The sequence below is a fragment of the Spirillospora sp. CA-108201 genome, from assembly GCF_050936235.1.
Lineage (GTDB): Bacteria > Actinomycetota > Actinomycetes > Streptosporangiales > Streptosporangiaceae > Spirillospora.
The window spans coordinates 669014-693971 of the sequence record NZ_JBNJNE010000001.1; the positions used below are offsets into that span (position 1 = coordinate 669014).

Here is a 24958-nt window from a genome sequence, read left to right on the forward strand (position 1 = left end):
TTGTTAAAGGAGGTACCGTTGACCACCAACGCCACGTCCCCGGGCCGCTCCCGGCCCGAGCGGCGCCAGCCCGGCCAGGACTGGTCGTCCTGGCCGACCTACGAGAGCGCCGTCCTCGGGTTCCGCGACCACTGGTACCCCGTCCTGTGGACCGAGCAGGTCGGCAGGAAGCCCGTCGCCGTCACCCTGCTCGGCGAGAACATCGCCCTCGTCCGCGAGGGCGAGGAGATCCACGCCCTGCACGACCGGTGCCCCCATCGCGGCGTGCCCCTGTCCCTGGGGCGGCGCCAGTTCCCCGGCACGGTCTCCTGCCCCTACCACGGGTGGACCTACGACCTGAAGGACGGCAAGCTCTGCGGCGTCCTCACCGACGGCCCGGACTCGCCCATCAAGGGCCGCGTCCAGGTCCGCACCTACCCCGTCCGGCAGCGCTTCGGCCTGGTCTGGGTCTACATCGGCGACGGCGACCCCCATCCGCTGGACGACGACCTGCCCGAGGAACTGCGCCACAACGCGCTGGTCATCGGGGGCCGCACCGACGTCCGCAAGGGCAACTGGCGGTTCGCCGCCGAGAACGGGTTCGACGAGGGCCACGCCAAGTACCTGCACAACACGGCGCTGTGGCGGCTGTTCAAGGTCATGCCCGCGTGGAACAAGACCCGCGTCGTCGAACGCGGCGAATGGCTCGTCCGCGTCCAGGACGAGGTGCACTGGGAGGCCCGCATGCCCGGCCTCGGCCTGTGGACCAACAAGCGCTGGTGGAAGCGCATGCCGCTGCCCGACGCCCCCGGCAAGGCCCAGAAGGCCAATCCGGTCATCAAGGGCCTCGACCTGCCCGGCTTCGTCTCGATCCGGATGCCGGGCATCCTCCGCGTCGCCTACCCGCAGTTCATCCACTACGAGTGGTACGTCCCCGTGGACGCGGACAACGTCCGGTACGTCCAGCTCATGGTGCGCTTCGAGACCGGTGCCCGCGCCGGCCTCTTCAAGCTCAAGTACCTCGCCGCCGTCCGCTGGCTGTTCCACGGCCAGTTCACCGCGCAGGACGCCTGGATGGTCGACGTGATGGACGCTCCGCCGGAGAAGCTCTACCGGCCCGACCTGTCGCTGACCGCGTGGCGGCGCCTGGTCGAGCAGAGCGCTCCGAACGTCCAGCCGCACAAGCGATAGGCGCTACCCTCGCTCGGGGACACCGACGAGACACGGAGCGGCATGGCCAAGAGGGACGCGCGGACGCTCACCCGCGAGCGCATCGTCGAGACCGCCGTGCGCATCGGTGACTCCGAGAGCCTGGACACGCTGACCGTCCGGCGCCTCGCCGGCGAACTCGGCGTCGGCGCGATGACCCTGTACAGCTACTTCCGCAACAAGGAAGAGATCTTCGACGCGATGGCCGATCACGTCCTCGGCGGGATGGAGGTCCCTCCCGCCGAGACGGACGACCCCGTCGACCTCCTCGTGGGATGCGGGCGGGCCTTCCGCGCGATGATGCTCGCCCACCCCTGCGTCGTCCGGCTGCTCTCCACCCGCGTCACCGACAGCATCGACGCCCTGGACGGCGCCATGGAGGCCGTCCTCGACCGCCTGGAGTCGGCGGGGCTCAAGGGAGAGGACGCCAGCCGCGCCTACGGCGTCCTCATCACCTACGCGCTCGGCTTCTCCGGCTACCAGACCCCCCGCACCTGGGGCGACGACCCGGAGGCCCGCCGCCAGCGCCGCCACTTCTACGCCGGCCTCCCCGCCGACCGGTTCCCCAGCACGGTGAGGCTCGCCCCGGAGCTTCCGATGCTCGCGTCCTCGGAGCAGTTCGAGTTCGGCCTCCACCTGATAGCCGAGGGGCTGGCGGCCGCCGCGAACTGACGCCCCCGCCGGGAGCCGCCCCCGCCGCGGCCGGAGCGAACGTTCACCGGCTCGGGTGATCCGCCGGGCCGGGACCGGGCTGGGGGACGCGGACCGTTTCGACCCAGGCCGGCGGGGGCGGCGGGTCGGCGCCGATGAGCGCGGCGATGAGGCGCGATGACGACGGCGCCTCGGGCCAGGGGGTGAAGCCGTCGGTCAGCACGATCACGACTCCGGGTCGCTCGGGCCGGTCGAGGGCCGCCCGGATGCCGACCCGCATGTCGGTCCCGCCGCCGCCTTCGAGCGCGACCTGCTGCGCGGACGTCACCCGCGTCGCGGCCCGCACGTCGGCGTCGCAGGCGAGCACGGTGATCCGGTTCCCGCCGACCCCGACCTCCCGCAGCACGCCGGTCACCTCGGCGAGCGCCGCCGCGAGGTCGTCCTCGCCCATGGAGCCGGAGGTGTCGATGACGATCGCGACGACCGGCAGCGGACGCCGCAGGCTCGGCAGGACGACGCCGCGCAGCGCGGCGGTGCGGCGGGACGGGCGGCGGAAGGTGTAGTCGACCGCTCCGGCCGCCCAGGCGACGGCCTCCCGCACGGCGCCGGCCAGCGCGCGGCGCCAGTCGACCGCCGGTTCGAGGACCTGCTCCGCCCAGCGTTGCCAGCCTCCCGGAAGGGAGCCGCGGTTGCGCCGGTGGGCGCGCATGGCCTCGGCGGTGTGGCGGCGCAGCGCCTCGGCCTCGACCGAGCTGACGCTCCCCGACCCGCCGGGCCCGGTCTCCCAGCCGCGGGGTGAGCCGTGAGCGCCGGAGCCGCAGTCGGAGCACGCGGCCGACGGCGGCAGGCGGGGGAGGTACTCCTCGAACAGCCGCCCGGTCTCCAGCCCGAAGTCGCCGGGCGCCGCCCGGCCCTCGGGGAGCTCCAGCCCGTCGGCGAGCAGGTCGTCGTTGATCTCGCAGTCCTGGGCGACGTTCAGGCGCGACCGGTCGAGGTGGCCGGCGGCCGGCAGCAGGTCCGCGCGGCCGTGGTGGTTCCGCAGCAGGTGCGCCGCCTCGTGGATCCACACGCCCGCGAGTTCGGGGACGGAGGTCGCCGCGACGAAGGCGGGCGACACATAGCACCGCCAGTGCCGGTCGACGCCCATCGTCGGCACCCCGTCGCTGGGCACGACCGTCAGCGAGTACAGCGCCGAGGCGAGGTAGGGCCGGTCGCTCGCCGCACGGTACCGCGCCGCGAGCAGCTTGACCCGGTCGAGGTCGCCCACGGGTCAGGAGCCGCCCGGCAGCGCGCCGGAAAGCTGGAGCAGGTCGAGGAACGCGTCGATCCCGGCCGGGACCGGCCAGTCGGTGTCGCGCAGCACCGCCAGGTCCGCGGCGGCCCGGGCGGCGATGTCGGGGATCCCGGCGTCGACGGCCTTGGCGAGCACCGTCCATCCCGCCTCCCAGCGGCGCCGGGTGAGGTCGCTCTGCACGGCCGAGACGACGGCCGTCAGGAAGGCGAGCTGCCGGTCGCCGCGCCCCGGCAGCGCGAAGGCCTTCGGATCGGCCAGGACGCGGTTCGGATCGGGCAGGTCGAGCTGCTCCAGGTAGTTCAGCAGTTCCAGGCCGGCGCCGTCGCCCACCGCGCCGACGAGGGCGGCCGCGACCACCTTCTGCTCGGCGCCGGTGGCGTAGCCGACCGCCAGGAGCCGCAGCGCCATCTCCCAGGTCCGCGGCGACGGCCAGGCGAGGCCCCGGCTCTCCGCGTCGCCGGGCAGATGGTGGGTCAGGCCGGGCCGGGCGGTGAGGAACCCGGAGATCGTCCCGCGGGCCCGGGCGACCGCGCTCGACACCCGGGACGGGTCGACGACGGGCACGGGCACCGCGGGCCAGGTGCCCGCCATGCCGCGCGCGACCGTCCGCGGGTCGTGCGTCCATCGCAGGTGGACGAACCGGTTCGCCAGCGGCGGGCTGAGGTGCCAGCCGTCCGCCGCGCTGGACGGCGGGTTCGCGGCGGCGACCACCCGGACGGCCTCGGGCAGCGCCAGGCTGCCGACCCGGCGTTCGAGGACGACCCGCAGCAGCGCCGCCTGGACGGCGGGGGGAGCGGAGGACAGCTCGTCGAAGAACACGATGCCGCGCCCGGACGCGGCCAGCCGGACCGCCCAGTCCGGCGGGGCCATCGGCACGCCGGTGGCGGCCGGGTCGTCACCGATGATCGGCAGGCCGGCGAAGTCGGACGGCTCGTGCACGCTGGCGATCACCGTCTCCAGCGGGACGCCGAGACCGGCCGCCAGCTGCCCGAGCGCGGCGGACTTGCCGATCCCCGGCTCGCCCCACAGCAGCACGGGCAGGTTCGCCGACACCGCGAGCGCCAGCGCCTCCAGCTGGGGGTTCGCGGCCGGTTCCGTGCGCGGCGACCCGAGCCGGCGGCCCAGCTCGTCGGCGGCGGCCAGCGGGTCCGGTGCGGGGTGCTCGTCGGGGGCGTTCACCGATCCTCGTCCTTCCTCGTCATCCGGCGGAGGTCTCACTCCTCCTCGGCGATCTCCGGGTGCTCGCGCTCGATCCGTTCCACGATGAAGCCCAGATCGTCGTGGTCCCGGCCCAGCCAGAGGATCAGCCGGAGCAGCGACATGTCCTGGCCGTGGATCTCGCCGGCCACGTCGATCCGCGCTCCCGCGGCGAGCAGCGCCCGGACCAGCGCCACCGAACCGCCCCCGCAGATCGCGGCGAACAGCGGCGTCCGCTGCTCCCGGTCCCGGGCGTCGACGTCGAGGCCCGCCCGCAGGAGCCGCGCGAGCAGGCCCCCGTGGTCGAGGTGCCACAGCGCGTGGGCCGACGCGCGGCGCCGGTCGCCGATCACGTGCGGGTCGGCGCCGGGATCGAGCAGGTGCAGCAGGTGGAGCAGGGTGCGCCCCTGGCCGTCGCGGACGTGCGGATCCACGCCGGCGTCCAGCAGGCGCACGACTCCGGGGAGGTCGCCGTGCTGGACCAGTGCGAACAGCTCGTCCCGCTGGTGGCGCAGCGCCTTGGGCAGCCGTCCCTGCCCGGTCGTCCACGCGCTCTGCGCGGCGAAGCACCCGGCCACGGCGCCGCCGAACGCCCGCATGGCGCTCTCGCGCCGCCGCTCCTCAGCGCTGTGCGGGATGTGAAGGACGCCGTCACGAAAGGACGTCTCATGCCATTCGCCGCGGCAGCGGACCCGGACCGGCGCGGGGAGGTCCGCGGCGGGCGGCGCCGCCGGAGCCTCGTCCGGGGCGCGTTCGGGGAACAGGGCGTCGCGGACCAGCGGGTGCAGCCGCTCCGGCGGGAAGCCGTCCCGCAGGAGGTCGAGATCGGGCAGGCGGCGCCAGCACGCCTCGGCCAGCACGACGTCGGCGGGCTCGTCACCGGGCTCGACCTCGACGACCCGGGCGCGCAGACCCGCGTCCGCTCCGCCGGTCTCGAAGACGATCGCCGCGTACTGCCGGTAGGGGATCCAGAACTGGTCGGTCCCCGCCGCGGCCGCCAGGCGGCGGATCTCCGCCTCCAGCCGGGACGGGGCGAGGGGTGTCCGCGCGAAGACCTCGACCGGATCCACGCTGCTCACCTGGTAGTAGGGGTCGATCTCCACCGGCGCGGTGTCCAGGTCGATGCCGGCGGTCGCGAAGGCCGCCTCCACTTCGCCGCGCTCGTGCAGCAGCGTGACCCATTCGGTGAACGCCGCCGGATCGGCGCGGCCGGGATCGGCGGACGGCAGCTCGGCCGCCGTGCGGGGCGCGCCGTCGCCGTGGAGGAACGGGGCCCTGGCCTTGTCCCCGCCGCAGCGTTCGCGCAGCTCGTCGGCGTGGCGCACGTCCCACAGGTGACGGGACGTGCTCCAGTCCTGCGCGACGTCGCGCCAGAACGCGCAGTAGGCCCAGTCGGTCTCCAGGTAGGTGTCCGTTCCGGGGACCGACCCGACCTGCAGGAGCAGCCGCTGGGGCCCGTGGACCATCCAGCGAGGCGTGCCGAGCTGCAGGCAGGGGGCGTCCGGATCCTCGCCCAGCCGCCCGAGGATCATCTGCTGGTCGGGGACGATGGTCGTCCGGCCGCGGTCGAGCCGGGGCAGGTGCCAGCGCAGCAGGTCCGGAGCGAAGTGGCACAGGTCGTCTTCGAGCCGGGCCGCGACGGCGGAGCCGTACTCGCGGACGATGCCGGCGAGGTCGAACGCGACGTCGACGTTCGCGGCGGCGCAGGCCCCGCGCCAGTCACCGGCGAGACGCCGCCCGGTCGCCTGCTCGATCATCCACTCGGGCACCGCGTACCGCCGGATCCGCCGCAGCCGCGACGCCTCGTGCGGCGGGTGGGACGGGGACGGCGGGCGGGGCGGGAGGCCGGCCGGCGAAGCTGCCGCGCTCACCGGTAGAGGCTTCCGATCGCGTGCAGATCCGGGTGGGTCCGGGCGGCCGGGCGGAGACGCGGCGCCAGCGCCCGCTTCACCCGGCGGGGCACACCCGGGCCGAACCCGACATATTCCAGGCGGGTGTCGTCGGGGACGGCGGCCACCACGGCCTTGGCGCCGCGCCCCGTGATCCCGGTGCGCCGCAGTTCCAGCCGGCGCAGCGGGCTGCCGGGCAGCGCGGCGGCCAGGACCGCGGCGCCGGCGTCCCCGGTGGCGTTGGCGGGCGCGCCGAGACTCCGCTCCGACGGAGGGCGGCCCAGGTCCAGCGCCTCGATGCCGTCGAGCGCGCCGGCCAGCGCGCGGGCGCCCTCCGGCCCGACGCCGTTGCCGCCGAGGCCCAGCCGGACGGGCCGCGCGGGGTCGGCGGCCGCGGCGAGCACGGCGGCGCCGGCGTCGCCGAGATGGTTCGCCGGAAGGTAGAGCTCGCGGACCCCGGCGTCCTTGACCAGCGCGGCCAGCAGGCCGGCCGACTCCGGCCCCAGGCCGTTGCCGCCCAGGAAGAGCCGCTCGACGGGACGGGGCCGCTCGGCGAGCACGTCCAGCATCGCCCGCAGGCCGTCCGACGTGAGCCCGGTGTTGACCAGGTCGAGGGTGCGGATCGTCGTGTTCCTCCGCAGCATCGCCGCGAGAGCGCCGACCCCGGCGTCGCCGATCGGGTTCCGTTTGAGCCACAGGGCCCGCACGGTCGCGTCCGCGGCCAGGCGATCGGCGAGCGCCGCGGCGCCGTCCGCGTCGATGCGGTTGCAGCCGAGGTAGAGGCTCTCCAGGCCGTGGCCGGGGACCAATGCGCCGGCGACCGCCCGCGCCCCGTCGCCGCCGATGGCGTTGGTGCCGAGCAGCACGTGGACGGCGAGCGGAGAGGCCGCCGCGACCGGGAGCAGCCGGGCCGCCCCGGCCGGTCCGAGGCCCTGCTTGCACAGGTCGACCCGGCCGCCCGGCCGCAGGGCGCCGAGGGGGAAGGCCTCGTCGGCCACCACGGGGGCCGGCGCGGCCAGCCGGGCGAGCAGCGGATCGAGGTCCGCCGGGTCGGCCGGCGGCACGTCGGGGTGCTCGATCGCCGGGCAGCGTACGGGCGTGGGCTCTGTCATCACCAATCCACGGGCCGGTAGTCCTTCAGGAGCAGGCCGGACACCCGTTCCCCGCCGACACCGCGCACGATCGGGTCGTAGAGCCGGGCGGCGCCGTCGATGACGTCCAGCGGCGGGCGGAACCCCGCCTCCCGCTGCGCGGTCTTGTCCGGATGGGGGCGTTCGTCGGTGACCCAGCCGGTGTCGACGCTGCTCATGTGGATCCCCGAGGCCGCGTAGTCTGCGGCGGCGGTGCGGGTCAGCATGTTCAGGGCGGCCTTGGCCATGTTCGTGTGCGGGTGCCGGACGGTCTTGTGCTCCCGGGAGAAGCTGCCCTCCATCGCCGAGACCTGCACGACGTACCGGTCCGGCCACGGCGAGGCCTCCAGCAGGTCGCGGAGCCGGGACGTCAGCAGGAACGGCGCGAAGGAGTTCACCAGCTGGACCTCCAGCCACTCGGCCGGGTCCACTTCGTGCAGCCGGAGGCTCCAGCTGTTGCGGTCGCGCAGGTCGAGCGGCTGACCGGTCTCGTCGGTGCGGCCGGCGGGGAACAGCGCCTCCAGCACGTCGCGCCCGGCCGCGACGGCAGGCTCTCCGGCATGCGCGGGCCCGGTGTCCGGGACGGCAGGCTCTCCGGCATGCGCGGGCCCGGTGTCCGGGACGGCTTCGAGCGCCGGGGCGGTGGGTGATGCCAGGGCGGAGACCTCCCACCCGGTCGGCGGCGCGTCCACCAGATCGATCCGGGCGGCCAGGCCCCCGAGCGGCTCGGTCTCCGCCGCCCGGACCCCGCGATGGTAGGCGGCGGGCCGGCGGATCGTCTGGGCGGCGTTGTTGACGAGGATGTCGAGGGAGGGGAAGCGCCGGTGGACGGTCTCCAGGAGCCCGGCCACGGCCGCCAGGTCGAGCAGGTCGACGCCGTGGACGTGGACGCGGTCCGCCCAGTCCGCGGCGTCGGGGACGGCCGCGAGCCGGCGGGCGGCGTCCCGCGGAAACCGGGTCGTGACTAGGACCTCCGCGCCGTCGCGCAGCAGCTTCAGTGCCAGCTGGAAACCGATCTTCACCCGGCCGCCGGTCACGATCGCCCGGCGGCCGCGCAGGTCGCAGCGGGCGTGCCGGCGAGCGAGGTTCTCCTCGGCGCAGTCCGGGCAGAGCAGGTGGTACTCGTGATGCACCCGCCGGTAGGCCGCCTTGCAGACGTAGCAGCGCCGCGTCCCCACCAGCGCCCGGCCGGCCCGCTCCGCGCGGCCGGTCGACGGTTCCGGTCCGGGCGCACCGGCCGGGTCGGGGCGGCCCGGCGGGATCGCCGGAAGGACGGACTCCGCGGAGGGGTCCTGCTCCCGGTAGCGCGCGGTCGCCGCCGTCGCCTCGCGGTCGCGCCGCCTGCGATCGGCGTGCCGGGCCGCCTTGCGCGCCTTCTTGCCCGCCCGGTGCACCTGGGCCGCGGCCTCGTGCACCGCCGCCCACCGGGGGTCGGCCGGATCGGCCTCGCGGGCCCCGGCCATGACCCGCAGGCAGGTCTCGATGTCGGCCCGGTCGGGGCCGGCCCCGGATCGCGGCGAGGGCGTCCCGGCCAGGCTGGGGTCGACCACCACTGACCTTCCGCCGATCGTCGATGCTCTGGGGCAGGGCTGGTCGGATTCGAACCGACGTCCTCCAACCTGCTGTAAGGCGCGACGACCTCTGCGCTACAGCCCTGCCGTCGAAGATCCTAGCGATCAACTCGGACGATCCGTGACCACACCGGGCGAACTGGGCCGAGGACCTCGGACGGCGACTACGTCGCCTAAGCCTCCCAGCGCGGTGATATTCCCGGATCCCGCAGAGTTCTGGCCGGGGTGTCCAGCCGCCGGCTGCGGAACCACGTGGCGTCGATCAGCCCCGTCGCGCGGAACTCCGCGTCGAGGGTGTGAAGAAGTCGTTCGACGGGCGCCTGATCTGGTCGGAGGTCGACCTGACCGTCGGCTCAGCCGGTGGCCTGGTTCGGGACCAGGGCCGCCCACCTTCCCTTGTCGGAGTCGTAGCTGAGCAGGAAGACGTCGAAGTCGCCGTGGTGCACGCTGAGCACGGTGCCCCAGCTGTCGATGGCGTCGAGCTTGACCCAGGCGGTGACGCTGAAGTCCAGATCCGTGCGGAACACCGCGTCCGGGGCCGTGGTGTGGGCGGTGCCGTCGAGCAGCAGCGCCTGCCCGCTGGGCGCGGCGATCCGGCTCGCTCGGCCGGCCGCCGTCAGCGGACGGCGGCCGCCGGAGTCCGCGGCGCCGTGGTCGAACCGGCCTGGTGTCGACCAGCAGGAAGGTCGGCGCAGGCGGCATGGCGTGGACCGGTGACCCGTCACCGGCCAGGCGGTCATAGGCCGCCGGCCATTGCGCCGCCTCCGTCACGGCTTGTTCGGGGCCGAGGCAGGCGCGGACGAATGCTTCCACGGGGACGAAACGAACTCTCCGCTGGACCGCGTGTCCTCCGGAGAAACCATCTCCTGCGCCATGTTCTCCCCGCCCCCTGAATGGCACCCGCCGCGTATGCAAAGAATGATGACCGCTGGCAAAGATCTCTGACAAGGGCGATGTCGCCGGTTAACGCGGCGTCGTCGGATCGTGGCCACAGGTGATCATTACCGGCGGCCGGGAACCGGTGCCGTCCGACCGGCCCTCCGGCGCTGTCCGGGACACGGCTCTTCCTTCTTTGTGCAGGCCACGGCCGGTGTCCCGGACGAAAATCCCCTTGTGGCACAGCCGTCTCCGACGCACGTTTCTGATGGAGGCGGTAGGGCCCGTCCAGGCCCGTCCACTGCTAGGAAAGGAGGTCTCATGGGGCCGGTTCGCGTACGCCGACAAATGCTTCGAGTGACGGAGTTCAGCCCTTTGCTCGGAGGTGTGGCGACCGGCCGGCTTCAGAAGATTCGCCGCACAGTGGCACCAACAAGCCGATGAAACTGCGGGAGGGCCCGTCGGCCACCTGCGACACCATCGGGTGGACCTCCATGCCCACGAACAAGAAGCCGTGGGCCTGGTGCAAGTTCGTCAACGACGCGGGGAACACCTGGTACTACGTCCGCCCGGAGCCGCCCGCGGGGGAGTACCGGGACCCGGGCTGGATCTTCTCCGGGAACGTCACCGGCGTCCCCTCGGGGATCCCCTCGTGCTGAGCACGTCCTGGGGGCGCGCACGATCTGATCCGGTGATCGGACCGCGACCGCCGGCGGGAGTCGCCACGGCGGGCGGCTCCCGCCGGCGTCAGGTCTCCACCCTGCTCATGGCCGCCCGTCCTGCGGTCGAGCGGGCTGCGGCGCGGGCAGCGGGAGGGCCAGACCGGTCTTGACGGTGTCGAAGGCGACCAAGGTCTCGTAACGCCTGATGTTGTCGTCGGCCTTGAACAGGCGGTCGCCGAGGCGGTCGCATTCGCGCATGCTCCGCGCGGCCAGGACGACCACGTAGTCCCAGGGGCCCGCGACGCGGTAGCACTGCTGGACCTGCGGATCCGCGCGCATCCGGTCGGAGAAGACGCGGTGGTGCCCGAAGGATTCCTGGTCGAGGGTCACCAGCACCGTGGCCAGGACGGTGGGACCGAAGCGGTGCGGGTCGAGGACGGCGACCTGCCTGGCGATGAGGCCGTCCTTGCGGTAGCGGGCGATCCGCCGCTGGACGGCGCTCGGCGAGAGCCCGACCCGTTCGCCGAGGTCGTGCAGGGTGCGTCCGGCGTCGTGCTGGAGGAGGTCCAGCAGCAGGCCGTCGATCTCGTCCAGACGGGGAGGCGGCGCTTCGGGCATGCAAGATTATTGCGTGGGGGCGCGAAAGTTCTCAACGGAGACGACCCGGCGCGCCCGCGGCTCGCGGAGGCGCGCCGGGTCCTCATCGCCGGTCGGGCGCGCCGGTCATGGAGACGACGCCTCCGCCGTCGACGGCGCGTCCGCGGTCGTGCGCTCGTGCAGGCTGATGACCTGGTTGGGGCACATCCGGGCAGCCCGGCGGACGTCCTCGTGGAGGTCCTCCGGCGGGGACTCGGTGAGGAGCACGACGGTGCCGTCCTCGTCGGACTGGTCGAAGACCTCCGGCGCGAAGAGGGCGCACTGTCCCGCGCCGAGGCAGCGGTCGTGATCGGCGACGATCCGCACGGCGGTCACCGCCCCCAGCTCACCGGGAGCCGGTGGACTCCGTAGATGAACATGTCGTGCCGCATCGGCACCTCGTCCGGCGGCACGGCGAGGCGCAGGCCGGGCAGCCCGTCGAACAGGGCGGTCAGCGCGATGCGCATCTCCACACGGGCCAGCTGCTGACCGAGGCACTGGTGGATGCCGTGGCCGAACGCCACATGCTGGGACGGCGGCCGCGTCAGGTCCAGCTCGTCGGGCTTCTCGAAGTGCTCGGGATCGCGGTTGGCGGCGGGCAGCGACAGGACCACGGTCTGACCGGCGCGCACCGGGTGGCCGTGGATCTCGACGTCCTCCTTGGCGACCCGGACGATGCCGAACTGCAGGATGCTCAGGTAGCGCAGCAGTTCCTCGACCGCGGGGCCGGCGGCCTCCGCGCCGCCGCGCAGGGCGCTCGCCAGGCCGGGACGGGTGAGCAGGGTGAGGGTGCCCAGCGCCAGCATGTTGGCGGTGGTCTCGTGCCCGGCGACCAGCAGCAGCCGGCCGATCCCGCTGAGCTCGGCGTCGCTCAGCCCGGCCCCGGACGTGATCAGCGAGCCCAGCAGCGCGTCGTCGGGGCTGCGCCGTTTGGCGGCCACGAGCTCCCGCATGTAGCCGAGCAGCGCGTCCCTGGCCTCCGCCACGTGCCGCGTGTCGGCGGTGACGCTGAGCAGGGCGGCCGACCAGGCGTGGAAGCGGGCGCGGTCGGCGTAGGGCACGCCGAGCAGCTCGCAGATCACCAGGGACGGGATCGGCAGGGTGAACGCCGGAACCAGGTCGGCGGGCGGGCCCGCGGCGCGCAGGGCGTCGAGGTGGTCGGCGACGATCCGCTCGACGCGGGGGGTGAGCGCCCGCATCCGGCGGGTGGTGAAGAACGGTGTGAGCAGCCGCCGGTAGCGGGTGTGCTCCGGCCGGTCCATGAACAGCAGCGAACCGGTCCGGTCCTCGGGCCGGAAGGCGGGACTCCTGACCGGCGAGGAGGCCGTCGACCGGTCGGCGCTGAACCGTTCGTCGGCCAGGACCTCGCGGACGTCCTGGTGCCGGGTCAGCAGGAGGCCGGTGGCGCCGTCGGGGAACGACAGCGGGGAGACCGGCGACTCCCCGCGGAGCCGGCCGAGCGCCGGCGGCGGGTCGAGCGGGTCGTCGCGCCGCGTGGGCAGCGGGGCGGGGGCGGAGGCGGGGGCTGCGGAGTGCGCATCGGACGAGATCCCTTCCTCGGAGACTCGCGTTGCGCCGCTCCCGGCGGGACGGCTGACGGCTGGCTCGCCGGAAGGGGCGGCATCCGCTCCGAAAATAGAACGGATCCGTTCTATATGCGAGGTTCCAGCAGGTTGGGGGCGTCCAGTAGGGGGCACAGGATGCCGTCCACAAACCGATCGACCAGGTCGTGGCCGGGGGGCTCGTCCTGCATCAGCACATGGCCGAGGATGATCGCGAACGGCAGGTCCGCCAGGAGCCCGGCGTCCACCCGGCCGGGGATCTCGCCGCGCTCGCGGGCCCGGTCGAGCGCCGCCTCGATGGAGCGCCGCACGGGGTCGGCGAGGCGTTCGCGGCGCAGCCGGGCCAGCTCGGCGTCGTGGCGGCTGCCCTCCAGCAGCGCGATGACCAACCCGCGGTCCAGGCTCGACCAGCTGGCGACGTAGGCCATCAGCAGCTGGCGGATGTCCTCGGTGAACGAGCCCGCGTCCCGCCCGGACACGGCGGGCCGGTAGCGCTCCATCGCGGCCATCACCAGGCGGGCCTTGGTGGGCCAGCGCTGGTACAGGGTCGCCTTGCCCACCCGCGCGCGCCGCGCCACCGAGTCCATGGTCAGCCGCTCGTACCCGACCTCCGAGAGCAGGGCGAGGACGGCGTCGAACAGTTCCGCGCGCCGCTCGGGCCTGCTCAGCGGCACCTTCTTCAGCCCGCTCCCCGCCGTCGCGTCGTCCCGCATGCCGCCCGCCCTCCGTGCCGGCCCCAGAGTGCTCAACACCGTAAGCCAGCCGAAGCGCCACGGCAGTCCCCAAGACCGAAAAGAACGGAAACCGAGCTCTCTGCTTCACATAACGCATGTGCTCTCGCGGCACGACCCGCTGCCAGGGCCGGCACGGTCGTCGACGGCGGTTCGGGAGACCGTTCCGGCGCGCTCCGGCCGTTGCGGTGAATCGCCGGGAACCGCGTCGGGCGACCCAGTTCGGGACGGTCCGCGGACATAGGATCGGGGGATTCGGGGCGGACGGGGAGAGGGTCGTTCTTTGGGGCTGGGCGGCGGTGCCGGGGAGGCCGGTGACTTTCCGGCGGCGTTGCGGGAGAGGTTCCGCCCGGTCCGGGTCGAGGCGGTCGGCGCCGAGTCGGTCGTCCACCTGGCGGAACCGCTCGGCGGCGGCTGCGGGGGCGCGGACCTGGTGGTCGTCAAGGTGCACCGGGACGCCCGGCTGGAGACCGACCAGCTCGTGGTGCTGGGGCGGCTGGAGGCGACCCGGCACGTCCCCCGGATCCACGACTACGGGAACCTCGTCGTGGACGGCGCCGAGGTCGGCTGGATGGCGCAGGAGTACTGCGCGCACGGTTCGCTGGACGTCCTGATCCGGGACGCCCTCCCGCTCGGCGACGCGGAACTGCGGGCGATCGTCGCCGAACTCGCCGAATGCCTGAACTTCTGGCTGGGCGCCATGGGGTTGACGCACACGGACGTGAAACCGGCCAACATCCTGGTGCGGTCCCGGAAACCCTACGAACTGCTGATCGGCGACTTCGGGGGCATCGCCCGCAACGTCCGTGTCCACGGCCGGGATCCGGGCGGGCTGCTGACCACCTGGGCCTACGCCGCGCCCGAGACCGCGCGGGGCCGCCGCGGCGCTCCGGCCGCCTGGTGGGCTCTCGGGATCATCGCCTACCAGCTCCTGCTCGGCCGGACGCCCTACGAGGGGACGCCGTCCGCGCGGGTGCGGGAGCTGCTGCGCGACGGGCGGCGGCCCGCGCTGGACGCCGTGACCGACCCGGAGTGGCGGCGGCTGATCGACGGGCTGCTCGTCGTCGACCCGGCGCGGCGCTGGACGTACGAGCACGTGGTGGCGTGGGTCGCCGACGAGCACCGGCCGCCGCGGTTCAACGGCCGCACCTACCGGGACGTCCGCGGGCTCGCCGACGACCTGGAGCGGAACTGGCGGGACGGCGCCGCCTGGCTGGCCGGCAACGGCGGGCGGCTGGCCGACTGGCTCGTCCGGCAGGGGGCCGACCCCGCCGACGTGCGGTACCTGCGCGGGCTGGGCGGCGACCGGGCGCGGCGGGCGCTGATCAGGCTGACCGCGCAGATCATCCCGGACGTGACGCCGCGCTACGAGGGCCGTCCGATCGACGCGCCGGGGCTGCTCCGGCTCGCCCGGGGCGGCCCCGCCGACCGGGAGCTGCTGCGGGAGGTGGTGGACGGCGGCGTGCTGGCCGACGCGGCCCGGCACCGCTGCGGGCACCCCGGCTGCCGGGGGCGCTGCGCCGTCCTGGACCGGGTGCACGCGGACGTCCCGGAGATCGTCGCGCGGGCGGAGGGGAAGCTCAGCTGGCTGCGCGGGCGGGTGCTGCCGAGCCGTCCGGGCCGGCCGCGGGCGGAGCTGCCGTCCGAGCGGGAGTGGCCGATGCTGTGGGCGTGGGCGGCGGAGCTGACGCTGCTCGCCGACGCCGCGGAGCGGGTCCGCGCGCTCGCCGCGGCCGTGCCGCGCGACGTCCCGTGGTGGCCGGACCGGCTGCGCCTCGCGGAGGCGGCCGACCCCGCCACCGCGGAGGGGCGCGCCGACCTCGTGGTGGCGCAGCTGCTCGCCCCGCACGCCTGGCGGGCCGCGGGCGGTCAGGGCCCGTACCGGCGCTGACCGGCCGTCGCGGGCGGCAGGCGGCGGCCGGGTGGGCTCACAGGTACTGGCCGGGCCCCTCGGTCTCGATCCGGGGGATCAGCCCGGTGGCGCTGAACAGCGACAGCAGCGGGCGCAGCACCCGGGTCGGGCGGAAGTCCCGGTGCGGGAACACGCCCTCCTCCGGGATCGGCGGCACGCCCGACGCGGACGCGAAGTGGAGGCTGGTGGGCGAGCCGGAGTGGAACGGCGCGAGCCACAGTTCGGCGCCGTGCCGGTCCAGGAACGCGTAGGCGGCCTCGTTCTCGTCCTCGGCGGTGCGCAGGTCGCCGAGCACCGTCTCGTCGTCGCGCGCGAGCCAGTGCGCGACCGTGCCGTCGAGCCCGGCGAGCATGTCGGACTTGGCGACGACGATCGCGCCGGGCGGCAGCAGGCCGTCGCGGGTCTGCCGGGTGTGCAGGAGCTGGGTGATCGCGTGCGTGAAGCCGGGGTCGGGCACCCAGGGGTTCCAGTCGTCGCCGGTGCGGAGCTGCTGGCCGTCCGCGACGTAGAGGATCGCGTCGGCGAGGCTGAGGAACGGGGTGTCCTCGTACTCGTACCGGCTGTAGTGCTCTCCGGGGACGTCGAAGAACCCGACCGCGTGGGTCCGCCCGGTGTACTCGCTGGACACGCGCAGCGCGTAGACGAACTCGGCCCGCGCGGAGCGGCGGGTGGCGGGCAGGACGCGGCGCTGCTCCAGGAACGGCCGGATCCGCTCCTCGTAGAACCGCTGCCGCAGGTGCCCGTCGAGCGGCTCGACGCGCAGCTCCGGCGCGAGCATGGCCTTGCGCCGTTCGAGCTGCGCGATCATGGCGGTGAGCAGGTGGGTCTTGCCCGCCGCGCTGGCGCCGACCAGCCCGATGATGAGCGGGTCCAGGTCGCCGTAGTCGGCCGGGAGGAAGTGCGGGTCGCCGTCGCCGTGGCACTGCCGCATCGCGCCGAGCGTCCGGTGCCGCCAGCGGACCTCCGGCTCGTCCGGCGCCCGCGTCAGCACCTCCGGCCCGTCGGGGGTGTTCCTGACGAGCGGGACCTCGCCGTAGTCGGACCAGTCGAGGTGGTTCAGGCAGTACGGGCAGAGCGTGCGGGCGCGCGGCTCCGGACCGGGGTAGGCGGCGGGGCCGGACTGCCAGGGCGGGGCGATCATGTCACAACACCACCAGGAGGATGAGGACGACCAGAACGAACACGACGGGCCACACCAGCGCGGGGTGCGGTCTGCGCCCGCCGTCGTCGCCGACGCGGAACGGGAAGTCGCGGGGCAGCGAGGGGACGCCGACCCGCTGCGCGGCGTCCGGCCTTCCCGCCTCCGGCCCCGGCTGCGCGCCGGGAGTGAACGGCGGCGCGTTCCTTCCGGACGGGGGCGCGGGCGCGCGGTCCCGCCGCTGGCCGAGCCACTGCTTCTCCCTCCGGTAGTTCTCGATGGAGCGCGAGCCTCCGCCCGTCGCCGGGGGCGCGGGCGGAGGAGGCGGCTTCGGCGCGGCCCGTTCGGTCTGCCCCGTCCGCCCGGGCTCCTCGACCTTCGCGGTGCGCTTGGTCCGTCCCGCCCGCGGCGCATGGGCGGAGGCGTGGATCTCCACGGTCCGCGTGTCGTCGTCCTCGGGAGCGTCCTGCTCGATCGGCGAGTCCGGCCCTGCCGGCGCGTCCCGCTCCGTCGTCTCGCCGGAGACGGGCCAGCCCTCCATGCGCGCCAGTACTTCCGCGGCGGTGGGGACCCCCTCCTCGAACACGGGACGGAGCACCATGCCGAGATCGGGGTGGTGCCGGACCAGCCAGCGCAGTTCGCCCTCGTCGGCGGGCCCCGCGCCGTCCGGCCCGAACGACGACGGCTCGCCCGAGGCGAGCCAGAACAGCAGCCCGGCCGCCGCGCGCACGTCCCGCGCCGCCCGGAGGTCGTCCGGCTGGCCGACCGCGTTGCCGAGGTCGGCGATCTGCAGCCGCCTGCCGTCCCACAGGAGCATCCCGGGGGACAGCTCGCCCAGCGCGTAGGCGTTGTCGGCGAGCACCCGGAGCGCGGTGAACAGGTCGTGGGCCGGTTGCCGCAGCCGCTCGGCGGTGAGCGGGGACGCCTCGGTGAGCGGACGGCCGCGCCGTGCCTGCACCAGCCGCGCCGGGCCGTCGGGGGTGTCGACGTCGAAGCCGAGCAGCGTCCCGAACTGGTCGGCGCGCACGTCCTCCATGCGGAGGCCGCCCCAGACGGCGACCTCGTTGCTCAGCACGCGCTTGCCCATGGCGCCGGTGGCGACCTTGTACACGCACTCGACCTCGCCGCCGCCGCCGGCGGGCCGGACCGTGCCGTAGTGGCTCCTGTAGCGGGCGCCGGCGCGGCTCCCCTGGTCGAGGGTCAGCGCGAACTCGACGCGTCCCTCGCCGGACGGCGTTTCGAGCAGTGCGATTTCGGTGGTCACCCCGTCACGTCCCTGTGTCGATCAGTTCTGGGATCAGTCCTGGTAGAAGAAGACGACGAGCTGGACGGAGCCGTCGCCCTCCCCGCCCGTCCACGCGGCCCGGTAGATCGCCTCGCGGAACCGCGGGTTGCCGGACTTGATGGCCTTGGCGGCGTTCCTGCCGAGGGTGACGCCGCTGCCGGTGTCGTTCCGCGCGCCGTAGGCGAGGAAGAAGCCGACCTGGAGCTTCTGCTCGAGCTGCCCGACGCAGGCGGCGCGGGCGTCCTTGCGCCGCATCTCGTCCCCGTACAGCCAGGACGGGTGCTCGCCGCGCAGCGCCTCGTCGACCTTCCTCAGCAGGTCGGCGCGGGCCCCGCCGGAGCCGGAGAGCAGCCCCCCGGCCTGCACCGGGATCAGGAAGTCGCAGAAGTCCTGGCCGAGGACGCGCGGGCCGGACGGCCGCGGCTTCTTCTGCTCCGGCATGCCGGTGGTGAGCTGCGCGCGGGGCTGCACCGCCATGGCGACGAGGAACAGCACGAGCATCAGGTCGGCGAACAGCCAGCCGGCGAGGTGCGCTGCGGCGAACCGGGAGATCCGCCGTCCCCGCCGGGACGTGCGCCCTCTCGCGGGCCCGGTCACCGCTGCGCACCGCCGTCGTGCCGCACGTAGGCGACGAACTCGCGGGTGTCGTCGACGAGGTACTCCAGCTGTTCGAGCGCCTTCGACAGCCGGTCGGCGCCGGCGGAGAGCCGGGTGACCGCGTCGGCGAGCACCGCGTTGCCGGCGTCCTGGTAGTGCTGGGCGGCCTCGGCGTGGTCGGTGGTGGCGAGGGTCGCCCGCTCCACCTGCGTCACCATCGCGGCCAGTTCGGCGCGCAGCTCGCGCTGCCCGGCGGCGATGTCGTCCTGCAGCTTCCGGAAGCTCTCCAGCGTCTCGGCGGGCGCCTGCATGCTCGTGATCGCCCGTTCCAGCGCCTCGGCCTTGTCGATCCAGGTCCGGACGGCCTCCTCGATGCGCTTGCCGGTGCTGCCCTCCAGCGCCGCGCGGACGTCCTCGGCGGTGCCCGCGAGGCGGCCGATGAGCCCGCCCACGCTGGTCTCCATCCGCTGCACCAGCGCCTGGAGGTCCCGGTAGGTGACCTCGCCCTCCCGGGAGCCGGACAGCAGGTGCGACGCGAGCGCCAGGTCCTGCGCGATCTGCACGCGCTCGGCCTCGTACCGCGGACGGTCGAGCAGGTTCTCGCAGGTGGTCACGACGGCGGTGAACCCGATGACGACGAGGACGGCGAGGACGACCCACCACGCCGTCTCCGACAGCGGCGCGAAGTCCTGGACGCCGCGCCGGATGTGGTCGGGGTCGAACGATCCGGCCTGCCAGCCGAGCAGGAACGAGCCCTCGCTGTGGGTCCGGCCGTAGGCGTTCAGGGCGTCGTGCAGCTTCCACCAGGTGACGACGATCGGCGCGAAGACGAGCACGTTCTGGAAGAACCGGCCCCAGGACAGCGTGGTCTCCAGCCACCGGCGCGGCGCCGGGTCGGGCAGCAGCGCGTCCACCGGGTAGGCGGTGACGAGGTCGAGCCCGGCGGGCGGCGGCCCGCCGGCCGGGTCGAGGTCGTCGGCGATGCGTTTCAGCAGGGCGGGGCCGCTGGCGGCGTCCCCGGGGGAGTCCTGCAGCGCCCGGTCGGCGTACCGGTGGAACCGCGCGCTGATGCCGCTGAGGATGTCGTCGGAGGTGAGGGGCTCGGTCGGGCTGGTCGTCGCTCCAGGCGCCATCAGGGGGTCTTTCCCGTCGTCGGTTGCGGGGACCGGTCGCCGCCGGACGGCGTCTCGGCACGGGTCGAGGAGGTGGAGGTCGGGGAGGCGGCCGGCGCGACGGTGACGGTCACGGTCGGGGCGACCCGCCGCGGCGGCGGGGCCTCGTCCGAGCCGCCGAACAGCAGGAGGCCGAGCAGGACGACGATCCCGAGGCCGAGCACCGCGACGGCCCACTCCTGGACGGTGCGGCCGGTGATCCAGACGACGACCGGGTGCCGGTCGTCGTCCGGATCGTCCCGCCCGGAGGCGGGCGCGAAGCGGCCCGGCCGTGCGGGCGGCGGGTCGAACGAGAAGTGCGGCGGGACCGGCGGTTCGGTGAACGCGGTCGCGCCGGGGGACGGGCCGTTCCCGGCCGGCGGCCCCTGGTGCGCGTGCCCCGTGCCGGCGTGCGCCGGTTCGGCGGGCGCCCTCGCGGCGGTCCGCGCCTCGGCGGCCCGGTGCGGTCCGCGCAGCGCGTACTCGGTGATCTCGTGCGGGAGGCCGATGTCGGCGGCGTGCCGGTGCGCCGCGTCCAGGAGGGCGGGCACGACCGCGTCCCGCGCCGCGTGGGCGACCACGGCCAGCATGAACGGCCCCGAGCCGCCGGCCCGGGCCAGGTCGTCCACCTCCACCCGCGTGAGCCCGCCGCCGTCCGACCGGTCTCCGGGCTGGTAGACGGCCTGGAGGAGCAGCGAGTACGCCTGGAACCGGGTGCCGGGCTCGTCGGGCCACGCTCCTTCCACCAGGCCGGCCAGGAACCGTCCGGCCAGTGCCGCGTCGCAGGTCGCGCGCTGCTCGGCGGACGTGCGGGCGCGCTTGCCCAGCACCTGGCACGCGGGTTCGAGGAGGCCCGGCTGCCCGGGCTGCTCGGCCAGTCCCTGGATCAGGTCCGTGCTGGAAAGGACGGCCAGCATGTCCTTGAGCACCGTCCGCGGGGCCTTCCGCCTGCGCGCCTGCGCGGCGAGCTGGAAGACGTGGGCGCGGTCGCCCCTGAGCACGTCGGCGAGCGACACCCACGGCTGGAACTGCGTCGCCTCCGCGTCGGCGGGCATCGCGCCGAGCACCGGGGCCAGGTCCGTGACGGGTTCGCCGTACGCCAGGCGGAGGACGGTCCGGTACAGGTCGTTCCCGTCCTCCGCGCGCAGGCCGCAGCGCGAGACGATGTCGTGGATCGTCTCGTGGAACATCTCGGTCTCGCGCATCAGCGCGCGGACGTCCTCGTCGCCGCGCCGGTCGCCGCGGCTCCACTGCCGGTGCGCGGCGCCCATGAAGTGCAGGGCGGCCTTGACGTGCTCGCTCGGCGCCAGCACCCTGCTCCAGTCGAGCAGGGCGGCCGCCTTCATGCCGTGCAGGAGCCGGGCGAAGGTGTCGTCGGACGCGGGGTCGATGCCCGCGCCGATCGCGAAGTACACGGCGCTGTACTGGTCCTCCGAGGTGACCTTCGGCAGCCCGGCGTACCAGTTCGCGAGGACGCGCCTCGCCTCCGCCGCGGTGAGGTCCATCCGGCGGGCGGCCTGCAGCAGCGGCTCGGCGGTATCGCGGTCCACCTCGGCGTCCGCCAGGTACCGCTCGGCGGCGACCTGGCGGAGCGTCCGGGCGGCCTCGGACAGCCCGTGCGGGTTCGCCTCCGTCCAGCGCATCAGCCGGTCGGTGAGCTGCGCCATGCCGGCGTCGCGCAGTTCGGCGCGCAGCCGCTCCTGCCCGGCCGGGCCGTTCAGGTGGCGGCGCGCGGGGTCGTCCAGCGTGCCCGCGATCGCCCGGTCGACGAGGTCGAGGACGCCGGTGGTCCGCTGGTGCTCCGCCTCCGCCCAGTCCGCGAGCGCCGCGGGCGTCGTCAGCGGCGCGCGCGGCCGCCTCAGCGAGGTCGGCGGCAGGTCGGCGAGGAGCCCGGCCACCCGGGCGGTGCCGGCGTCGGCGCCGCCCGCGGTCGTCAGCGGCGTCCGCCCGTTCCTGGCGTCCGGCAGGCCGACCGCCAGCAGCCGGGGCCGCAGCTCGGGACGGGTGACCTGGGCGCCCAGCAGCATCGTCAGCGGCGCCGTCCCGGCGACCCCGTCCAGCCGGCGGACGAGCCCGGCGGCCAGGCCGACGTCGTCCGGGGAGATCTCGGCCAGGTAGGAGTCGCACGGCGCGGCGAGCACCCCGGCGAGCAGGCCGGCCAGCGCGTCGCGGCGCACCGGCGGCTCGTCCAGCCCGGCCCGGGCGTGCGCCCACAGCGCGGTCGCGTCGAGCGCTTCGAGGTCGGCGGGCGTCGCGTCGAGCCGGTCCGGCGTGCTCCACTCCGGCCAGCGGTGCAGGCCGAGCACCAGCGCCGCGTTCACCACCGACGCCGAGCCGACGAGCGCGTGCACGAGCTGGGAGGGCCGGCCGTTCGGGTCGCGGGCCGGCACCAGCCGCAGCGCAGCGCCGTGCTCGCCCTGCCGGCCGAAACGCAGCGCGCCGAGCGCCGCGCACTCGGCCGCGCCGGACAGCCACTGCCCGACGGCGACGTCGCCGCCGGCCAGCCGCTCGTTCCACACGCGCAGCCCGTCGGCGCCGAGGGACGTCGCGACCGGCCCGAGGCCGCGGCCGCCGGCCAGCAGCCGGTCCGACCAGGCGAAGACGATCTGGTCGACGCGGCCGCGCGCGGGAGGGGAACCGGTCGTCATGACGCCACGCCCTCCCGGTGCGCGGGCGCACCGAGCACCCCGCGCGGCAGCACGCCCTTCATCGCCAGCAGCGACAGCAGCGGCCGCAGCACCCGCTGCCGCCGGAACGACTGCTCGGGGTACTCGCCGCTCTCCATGTCCACGCCGACGCCGGTCGCCGACGCGAAGTGCAGGGTCGCGTCCTCGCACTTCTGGACCGGGACGAGCCACGACCCCGCGCCGCGCGAGCGCAGCAGGGCGTAGGCGTCCTCGGACTCCGCCTCGACCGTGCCGAGTTCGAGGTCGTCCCGGCGGTCGAGCCACCGATCGACCTCCTTGAACGCGCGCAGCGTGTCCGACTTGGCGATCACCAGCGCGGCCGGCAGCGGCAGGAACTCCAGGCCCTGCCCGGCGCGGACGTGGTCGATGTGGCTGAGCACCGCGGTGAACCCCGGGTCGCCGGTGTGCCGGCCGTGCCGGACGTCCAGCTCGGTGCCGTCCGCCACGAAGATCAGCCCGTCCGCGATGCTCATGAACGGGGTGTCGTCGCGGGTGTGGCCCTGGCTGAAGATCTCGCCCGGCACGTCGAAGACCAGCAGCGCGTACTGCCCGCCGGTGTGCCCGCTGGTGATCCGGTAGGCGCAGGTGAACTCCGGGCTCAGCGCCCGGCGGGTGACCGGCAGCGGCTTGCGGTCGCGCAGCAGGTCGAACCGGTTCCTGGCGAACAGCTCGCGCTGCAGCCGCGGGTCGAGCGGCAGCACGTCCAGCCCGTGCGAGATCTTCAGCGCGGACTGGTCGAGCTCCTCCGTCATCGCCGCGAGCAGGTGCGACTTACCCGACCCGGACGTGCCGACCATCCCGACGATCAGGACGGTCATGCCGCCGAGCGACGCGGGCACGAAGTGGTCCTTGCCGGTGGCCTCGCAGACCCGCCAGGCGTGCATCGTCCGGGTGCGCCAGCGGACGTCGCTCTCGCCGGGCTGCCGGACCAGCGCGATCTCCTCGCCGTCCACCGTCCGGTCGACGAGCGGGGCGCGGTTCCAGTCGAACTCGCTCAGGCAGTACGGGCACACCATGGTGCGGTCGGGGCCGTCCGGCTGGCCGGGCACGCGGGGCCGGTGCGGCGACTCCGGACCGAGGTCGTCGTCCGCCGCCGTCTCGGTCGGCGGCTCGTACGGGGGGCCGGCCGCCGCGTCCTCGCCCGCCGGGGCCCCGGCGGGCGCGTCGCCGGGCGCGGCGCCGCTCGGCCGGGCGTCCACGGCCGGGGCCGTGTCCGGGTCCAGGTCCAGGTCGGGGTTCGCGGCGGGCAGCGGGTAGGGCCCGTCGAGCTTCGGCGGAAGCTTGGGCCTGGGGGGTTCGGGGTCGCTCACGGTCACCTCACGAGCAGGACGGCGCTGACGATCAGGGTCGCGGCGAGGACCCCGAGGAGGAGGAGGAGCAGCAGCGCGGCGTTCCCGCCGCGGGGGGACGTCCCGTCCGTCGCCGGGGACCGGGCCGTCCGGAGTTGGGCGACGGGGTCCGCCTGGGCTCGCGCCCGCGGCGGTTCGGCCGCGATCCGGCGGCTCTGGCGGAACTCCCGCTGCCGGCGGCGCAGTTCGCGGAACTCGGCGCGCCCGCCCTCCTCCGCGGCGAGCCGCCGGTCGCGGACGGCGGAACGCGGCCGGGCATCGGCCCGCGTCGCCTGGGCGGACGTCGGGGGAGGCGCCTCGGCCGGGGACGGCCGCCGGGGCGGCGCCGCCGGACCCTGCCGATCCTCCGGGACGCGCACGGGCGGCGGTTTCGGGCGGCTCCGCCACAGCCGGTCCTTGATCTCACCGGGGGAGACGCCCTGGCCGCCGGTGGCGTGGAAGGCCGGTTCGAGCGCCTGGGCGAGGCCGGCGTCGACCTCGCCCAGCTCCGCGACGAGGGCCGCGGGCGCGCCGCCGCCGGGCGATCCGGTCGCGAGCCGGAGCAGCAGGTGGGCGGCGGCCCGGACGTCCGGGACGTCGCTGACCGGCAGCCCCGTCGGAGTGCCGAGCGCGGACCCGGCGAGCGCCTCGGGCGGGCCGAGCGGCTCCACGTGCCCGAAGCCGTGCAGTTCGACGCGCCGGCCGTCCCAGAACACCGTGTCCGCCGAGACGGCCCGGTGCGCGAAGCCGAGGTCGGCGAGGAACGCGAGCGCGCCGAACAGGTCGCGCGCCGCCCGGCCGAGCTGCACGTCGTCGAGCCGCGGCGGCGCCTCGCACCGGGAGACGGGCACGCCGCGGCGGGCGACCATCAGGCGGACGGGGCTCTGCGCCGCCTGGAAGCCGAGCATCCGCCCGGCGGACGCCTGCCGCCCGCCGATCCGGTCGTAGACCTCGGCCTCGCGGCGCAGCACCTTCGCCCCGGCGGGGGAGAGGGCCGTCTTGAGGAGGACGTCGCGGTCGTCGGCGCGGCCGTAGCGGTGGGTGAGGAGCGCGTCCTCGTGCTGCAGCTCGCCCTGCGTGAAAGTGACCGTGACTCGACCGGATTGCCCGAAAGATGACTTTTGCAGGGTGAATGTCTCTTCCACCGGCGCCCCCGCCCGTTCTGTGTAGATAGCGCTCCCCCAGGTCATATTTACGGCGTGACGAGTTAGTGGTGCAAGTGACCCGCTCTGTGTGACGCACGGAGTTGGAGGAAGGTTGCCGCTTTTCTGCGCGAGATCGGGGCGGACCGGAGCAGGCGGCCGCCCTGGTGCCGCGTGCCCGCCGGGCGGCCGGCGGCGGGCGCGGCGCTCCCCGTGCCCGCCCGCCCCTGACGTCGCGACCGGACATGGACAGAAAACCGGGTGTGTGGAAAAAGCAATGGACAACGAGCCACGAAAATGCGCAAAACCGGCACCGGTCCTCTGCGGCGGC

21 protein-coding genes and 1 tRNA gene are annotated in these 24958 nt (G+C 74.9%); 4 read left to right on the forward strand and 18 right to left on the reverse strand.

All coding sequences use genetic code 11. From position 1 onward, the window contains the following. Nucleotides 1–18 precede the first annotated feature (18 nt). Nucleotides 19–1170 (forward strand): Rieske 2Fe-2S domain-containing protein, encoded by a 1152-nt coding sequence (locus ACQEU6_RS03250; RefSeq protein ID WP_499329079.1) that lies wholly within the window; start codon nucleotides 19–21, stop codon nucleotides 1168–1170. 42 nt (nucleotides 1171–1212) lie between these two features. Continuing rightward, complete coding sequence (locus ACQEU6_RS03255) at nucleotides 1213–1860, forward strand: TetR/AcrR family transcriptional regulator (protein ID WP_499329080.1); 648 nt, start codon at nucleotides 1213–1215, stop codon at nucleotides 1858–1860. A 43-nt stretch (nucleotides 1861–1903) separates the two neighbouring features. On the opposite strand, the gene ACQEU6_RS03260 is transcribed toward ACQEU6_RS03255, so the two are convergent. The 7 genes from ACQEU6_RS03260 to ACQEU6_RS03290 all read right to left on the reverse strand — a co-directional run bounded on the left by ACQEU6_RS03260 (nucleotide 1904) and on the right by ACQEU6_RS03290 (nucleotide 9645). After that, the gene (locus ACQEU6_RS03260) at nucleotides 1904–3106 is read right to left on the reverse strand and encodes a vWA domain-containing protein (RefSeq protein WP_499329081.1); all 1203 of its coding nucleotides are present in this window, start codon (nucleotides 3104–3106) and stop codon (nucleotides 1904–1906) included. A gap of 3 nt (nucleotides 3107–3109) precedes the next feature. After that, nucleotides 3110–4312, reverse strand: coding sequence for an AAA family ATPase (locus ACQEU6_RS03265; RefSeq protein ID WP_499329082.1), 1203 nt, complete (start codon nucleotides 4310–4312; stop codon nucleotides 3110–3112). Nucleotides 4313–4347: 35 nt separating this feature from the next. Continuing rightward, nucleotides 4348–6201, reverse strand: a complete 1854-nt coding sequence (locus ACQEU6_RS03270) for a hypothetical protein (protein WP_499329083.1) — start codon at nucleotides 6199–6201, stop codon at nucleotides 4348–4350. Continuing rightward, complete coding sequence (locus ACQEU6_RS03275; protein WP_499329084.1) at nucleotides 6198–7331, reverse strand: leucine-rich repeat domain-containing protein; 1134 nt, start codon at nucleotides 7329–7331, stop codon at nucleotides 6198–6200. The genes ACQEU6_RS03270 and ACQEU6_RS03275 overlap by 4 nt, the downstream gene beginning before the upstream one ends. Beyond that, nucleotides 7331–8899 (reverse strand): SDR family oxidoreductase, encoded by a 1569-nt coding sequence (locus ACQEU6_RS03280; RefSeq protein ID WP_499329085.1) that lies wholly within the window; start codon nucleotides 8897–8899, stop codon nucleotides 7331–7333. Before ACQEU6_RS03280 ends, ACQEU6_RS03275 begins: the two co-directional genes overlap by 1 nt. A 34-nt stretch (nucleotides 8900–8933) precedes the next feature. Beyond that, a tRNA-OTHER gene (locus ACQEU6_RS03285) sits at nucleotides 8934–9005 on the reverse strand. Nucleotides 9006–9273: 268 nt separating this feature from the next. After that, on the reverse strand, nucleotides 9274–9645 hold the full coding sequence (locus ACQEU6_RS03290; RefSeq protein WP_499329086.1) for a LamG-like jellyroll fold domain-containing protein: 372 nt from the start codon (nucleotides 9643–9645) through the stop codon (nucleotides 9274–9276). A 591-nt stretch (nucleotides 9646–10236) separates the two neighbouring features. Between ACQEU6_RS03290 and ACQEU6_RS03295 the strand changes: the two genes are divergently transcribed. Then, nucleotides 10237–10455, forward strand: a complete 219-nt coding sequence (locus tag ACQEU6_RS03295) for a hypothetical protein (protein ID WP_499329087.1) — start codon at nucleotides 10237–10239, stop codon at nucleotides 10453–10455. A 105-nt stretch (nucleotides 10456–10560) separates the two neighbouring features. Here the strand turns inward: ACQEU6_RS03295 and ACQEU6_RS03300 are convergent, their stop codons facing one another. The 4 genes from ACQEU6_RS03300 to ACQEU6_RS03315 all read right to left on the reverse strand — a co-directional run bounded on the left by ACQEU6_RS03300 (nucleotide 10561) and on the right by ACQEU6_RS03315 (nucleotide 13369). After that, complete coding sequence (locus tag ACQEU6_RS03300) at nucleotides 10561–11076, reverse strand: Lrp/AsnC family transcriptional regulator (RefSeq protein ID WP_499329088.1); 516 nt, start codon at nucleotides 11074–11076, stop codon at nucleotides 10561–10563. 105 nt (nucleotides 11077–11181) lie between these two features. Further along, nucleotides 11182–11430 (reverse strand): ferredoxin, encoded by a 249-nt coding sequence (locus ACQEU6_RS03305; RefSeq protein WP_499329089.1) that lies wholly within the window; start codon nucleotides 11428–11430, stop codon nucleotides 11182–11184. After that, nucleotides 11427–12791, reverse strand: a complete 1365-nt coding sequence (locus tag ACQEU6_RS03310) for a cytochrome P450 (RefSeq protein ID WP_499329090.1) — start codon at nucleotides 12789–12791, stop codon at nucleotides 11427–11429. The genes ACQEU6_RS03305 and ACQEU6_RS03310 overlap by 4 nt, the downstream gene beginning before the upstream one ends. Next, a complete protein-coding gene (locus ACQEU6_RS03315) occupies nucleotides 12746–13369 on the reverse strand; it encodes a TetR/AcrR family transcriptional regulator (protein WP_499329091.1) in 624 nt (207 codons plus the stop codon). Before ACQEU6_RS03315 ends, ACQEU6_RS03310 begins: the two co-directional genes overlap by 46 nt. Nucleotides 13370–13718: 349 nt before the next feature. On the opposite strand from ACQEU6_RS03315, the gene ACQEU6_RS03320 reads away from it, so the two are divergent. After that, nucleotides 13719–15278, forward strand: coding sequence for a serine/threonine-protein kinase (locus ACQEU6_RS03320; protein ID WP_499329092.1), 1560 nt, complete (start codon nucleotides 13719–13721; stop codon nucleotides 15276–15278). Between the two features lie 37 nt (nucleotides 15279–15315). On the opposite strand, the gene ACQEU6_RS03325 is transcribed toward ACQEU6_RS03320, so the two are convergent. From ACQEU6_RS03325 to ACQEU6_RS03355, 7 genes are read right to left on the reverse strand one after another with little or no spacing between them, the layout of a single operon-like run. Further along, a complete protein-coding gene (locus ACQEU6_RS03325; protein WP_499329093.1) occupies nucleotides 15316–16440 on the reverse strand; it encodes a TRAFAC clade GTPase domain-containing protein in 1125 nt (374 codons plus the stop codon). A gap of 1 nt (nucleotide 16441) precedes the next feature. Beyond that, a complete protein-coding gene (locus ACQEU6_RS03330; RefSeq protein ID WP_499329094.1) occupies nucleotides 16442–17701 on the reverse strand; it encodes a hypothetical protein in 1260 nt (419 codons plus the stop codon). 33 nt (nucleotides 17702–17734) lie between these two features. Continuing rightward, the gene (locus ACQEU6_RS03335) at nucleotides 17735–18319 is read right to left on the reverse strand and encodes a hypothetical protein (RefSeq protein WP_499329095.1); all 585 of its coding nucleotides are present in this window, start codon (nucleotides 18317–18319) and stop codon (nucleotides 17735–17737) included. Beyond that, nucleotides 18316–19452 carry a hypothetical protein gene (locus tag ACQEU6_RS03340; protein WP_499329096.1) on the reverse strand — a complete coding sequence of 379 codons (1137 nt, stop codon included), beginning with the start codon at nucleotides 19450–19452 and terminating at the stop codon, nucleotides 18316–18318. The genes ACQEU6_RS03335 and ACQEU6_RS03340 overlap by 4 nt, the downstream gene beginning before the upstream one ends. Continuing rightward, nucleotides 19452–22118 (reverse strand): hypothetical protein, encoded by a 2667-nt coding sequence (locus tag ACQEU6_RS03345; protein WP_499329097.1) that lies wholly within the window; start codon nucleotides 22116–22118, stop codon nucleotides 19452–19454. Before ACQEU6_RS03345 ends, ACQEU6_RS03340 begins: the two co-directional genes overlap by 1 nt. Then, nucleotides 22115–23467, reverse strand: coding sequence for a hypothetical protein (locus ACQEU6_RS03350; protein WP_499329098.1), 1353 nt, complete (start codon nucleotides 23465–23467; stop codon nucleotides 22115–22117). Before ACQEU6_RS03350 ends, ACQEU6_RS03345 begins: the two co-directional genes overlap by 4 nt. Nucleotides 23468–23469: 2 nt before the next feature. Further along, the gene (locus ACQEU6_RS03355; RefSeq protein WP_499329099.1) at nucleotides 23470–24630 is read right to left on the reverse strand and encodes a hypothetical protein; all 1161 of its coding nucleotides are present in this window, start codon (nucleotides 24628–24630) and stop codon (nucleotides 23470–23472) included. Nucleotides 24631–24958 lie beyond the last annotated feature (328 nt).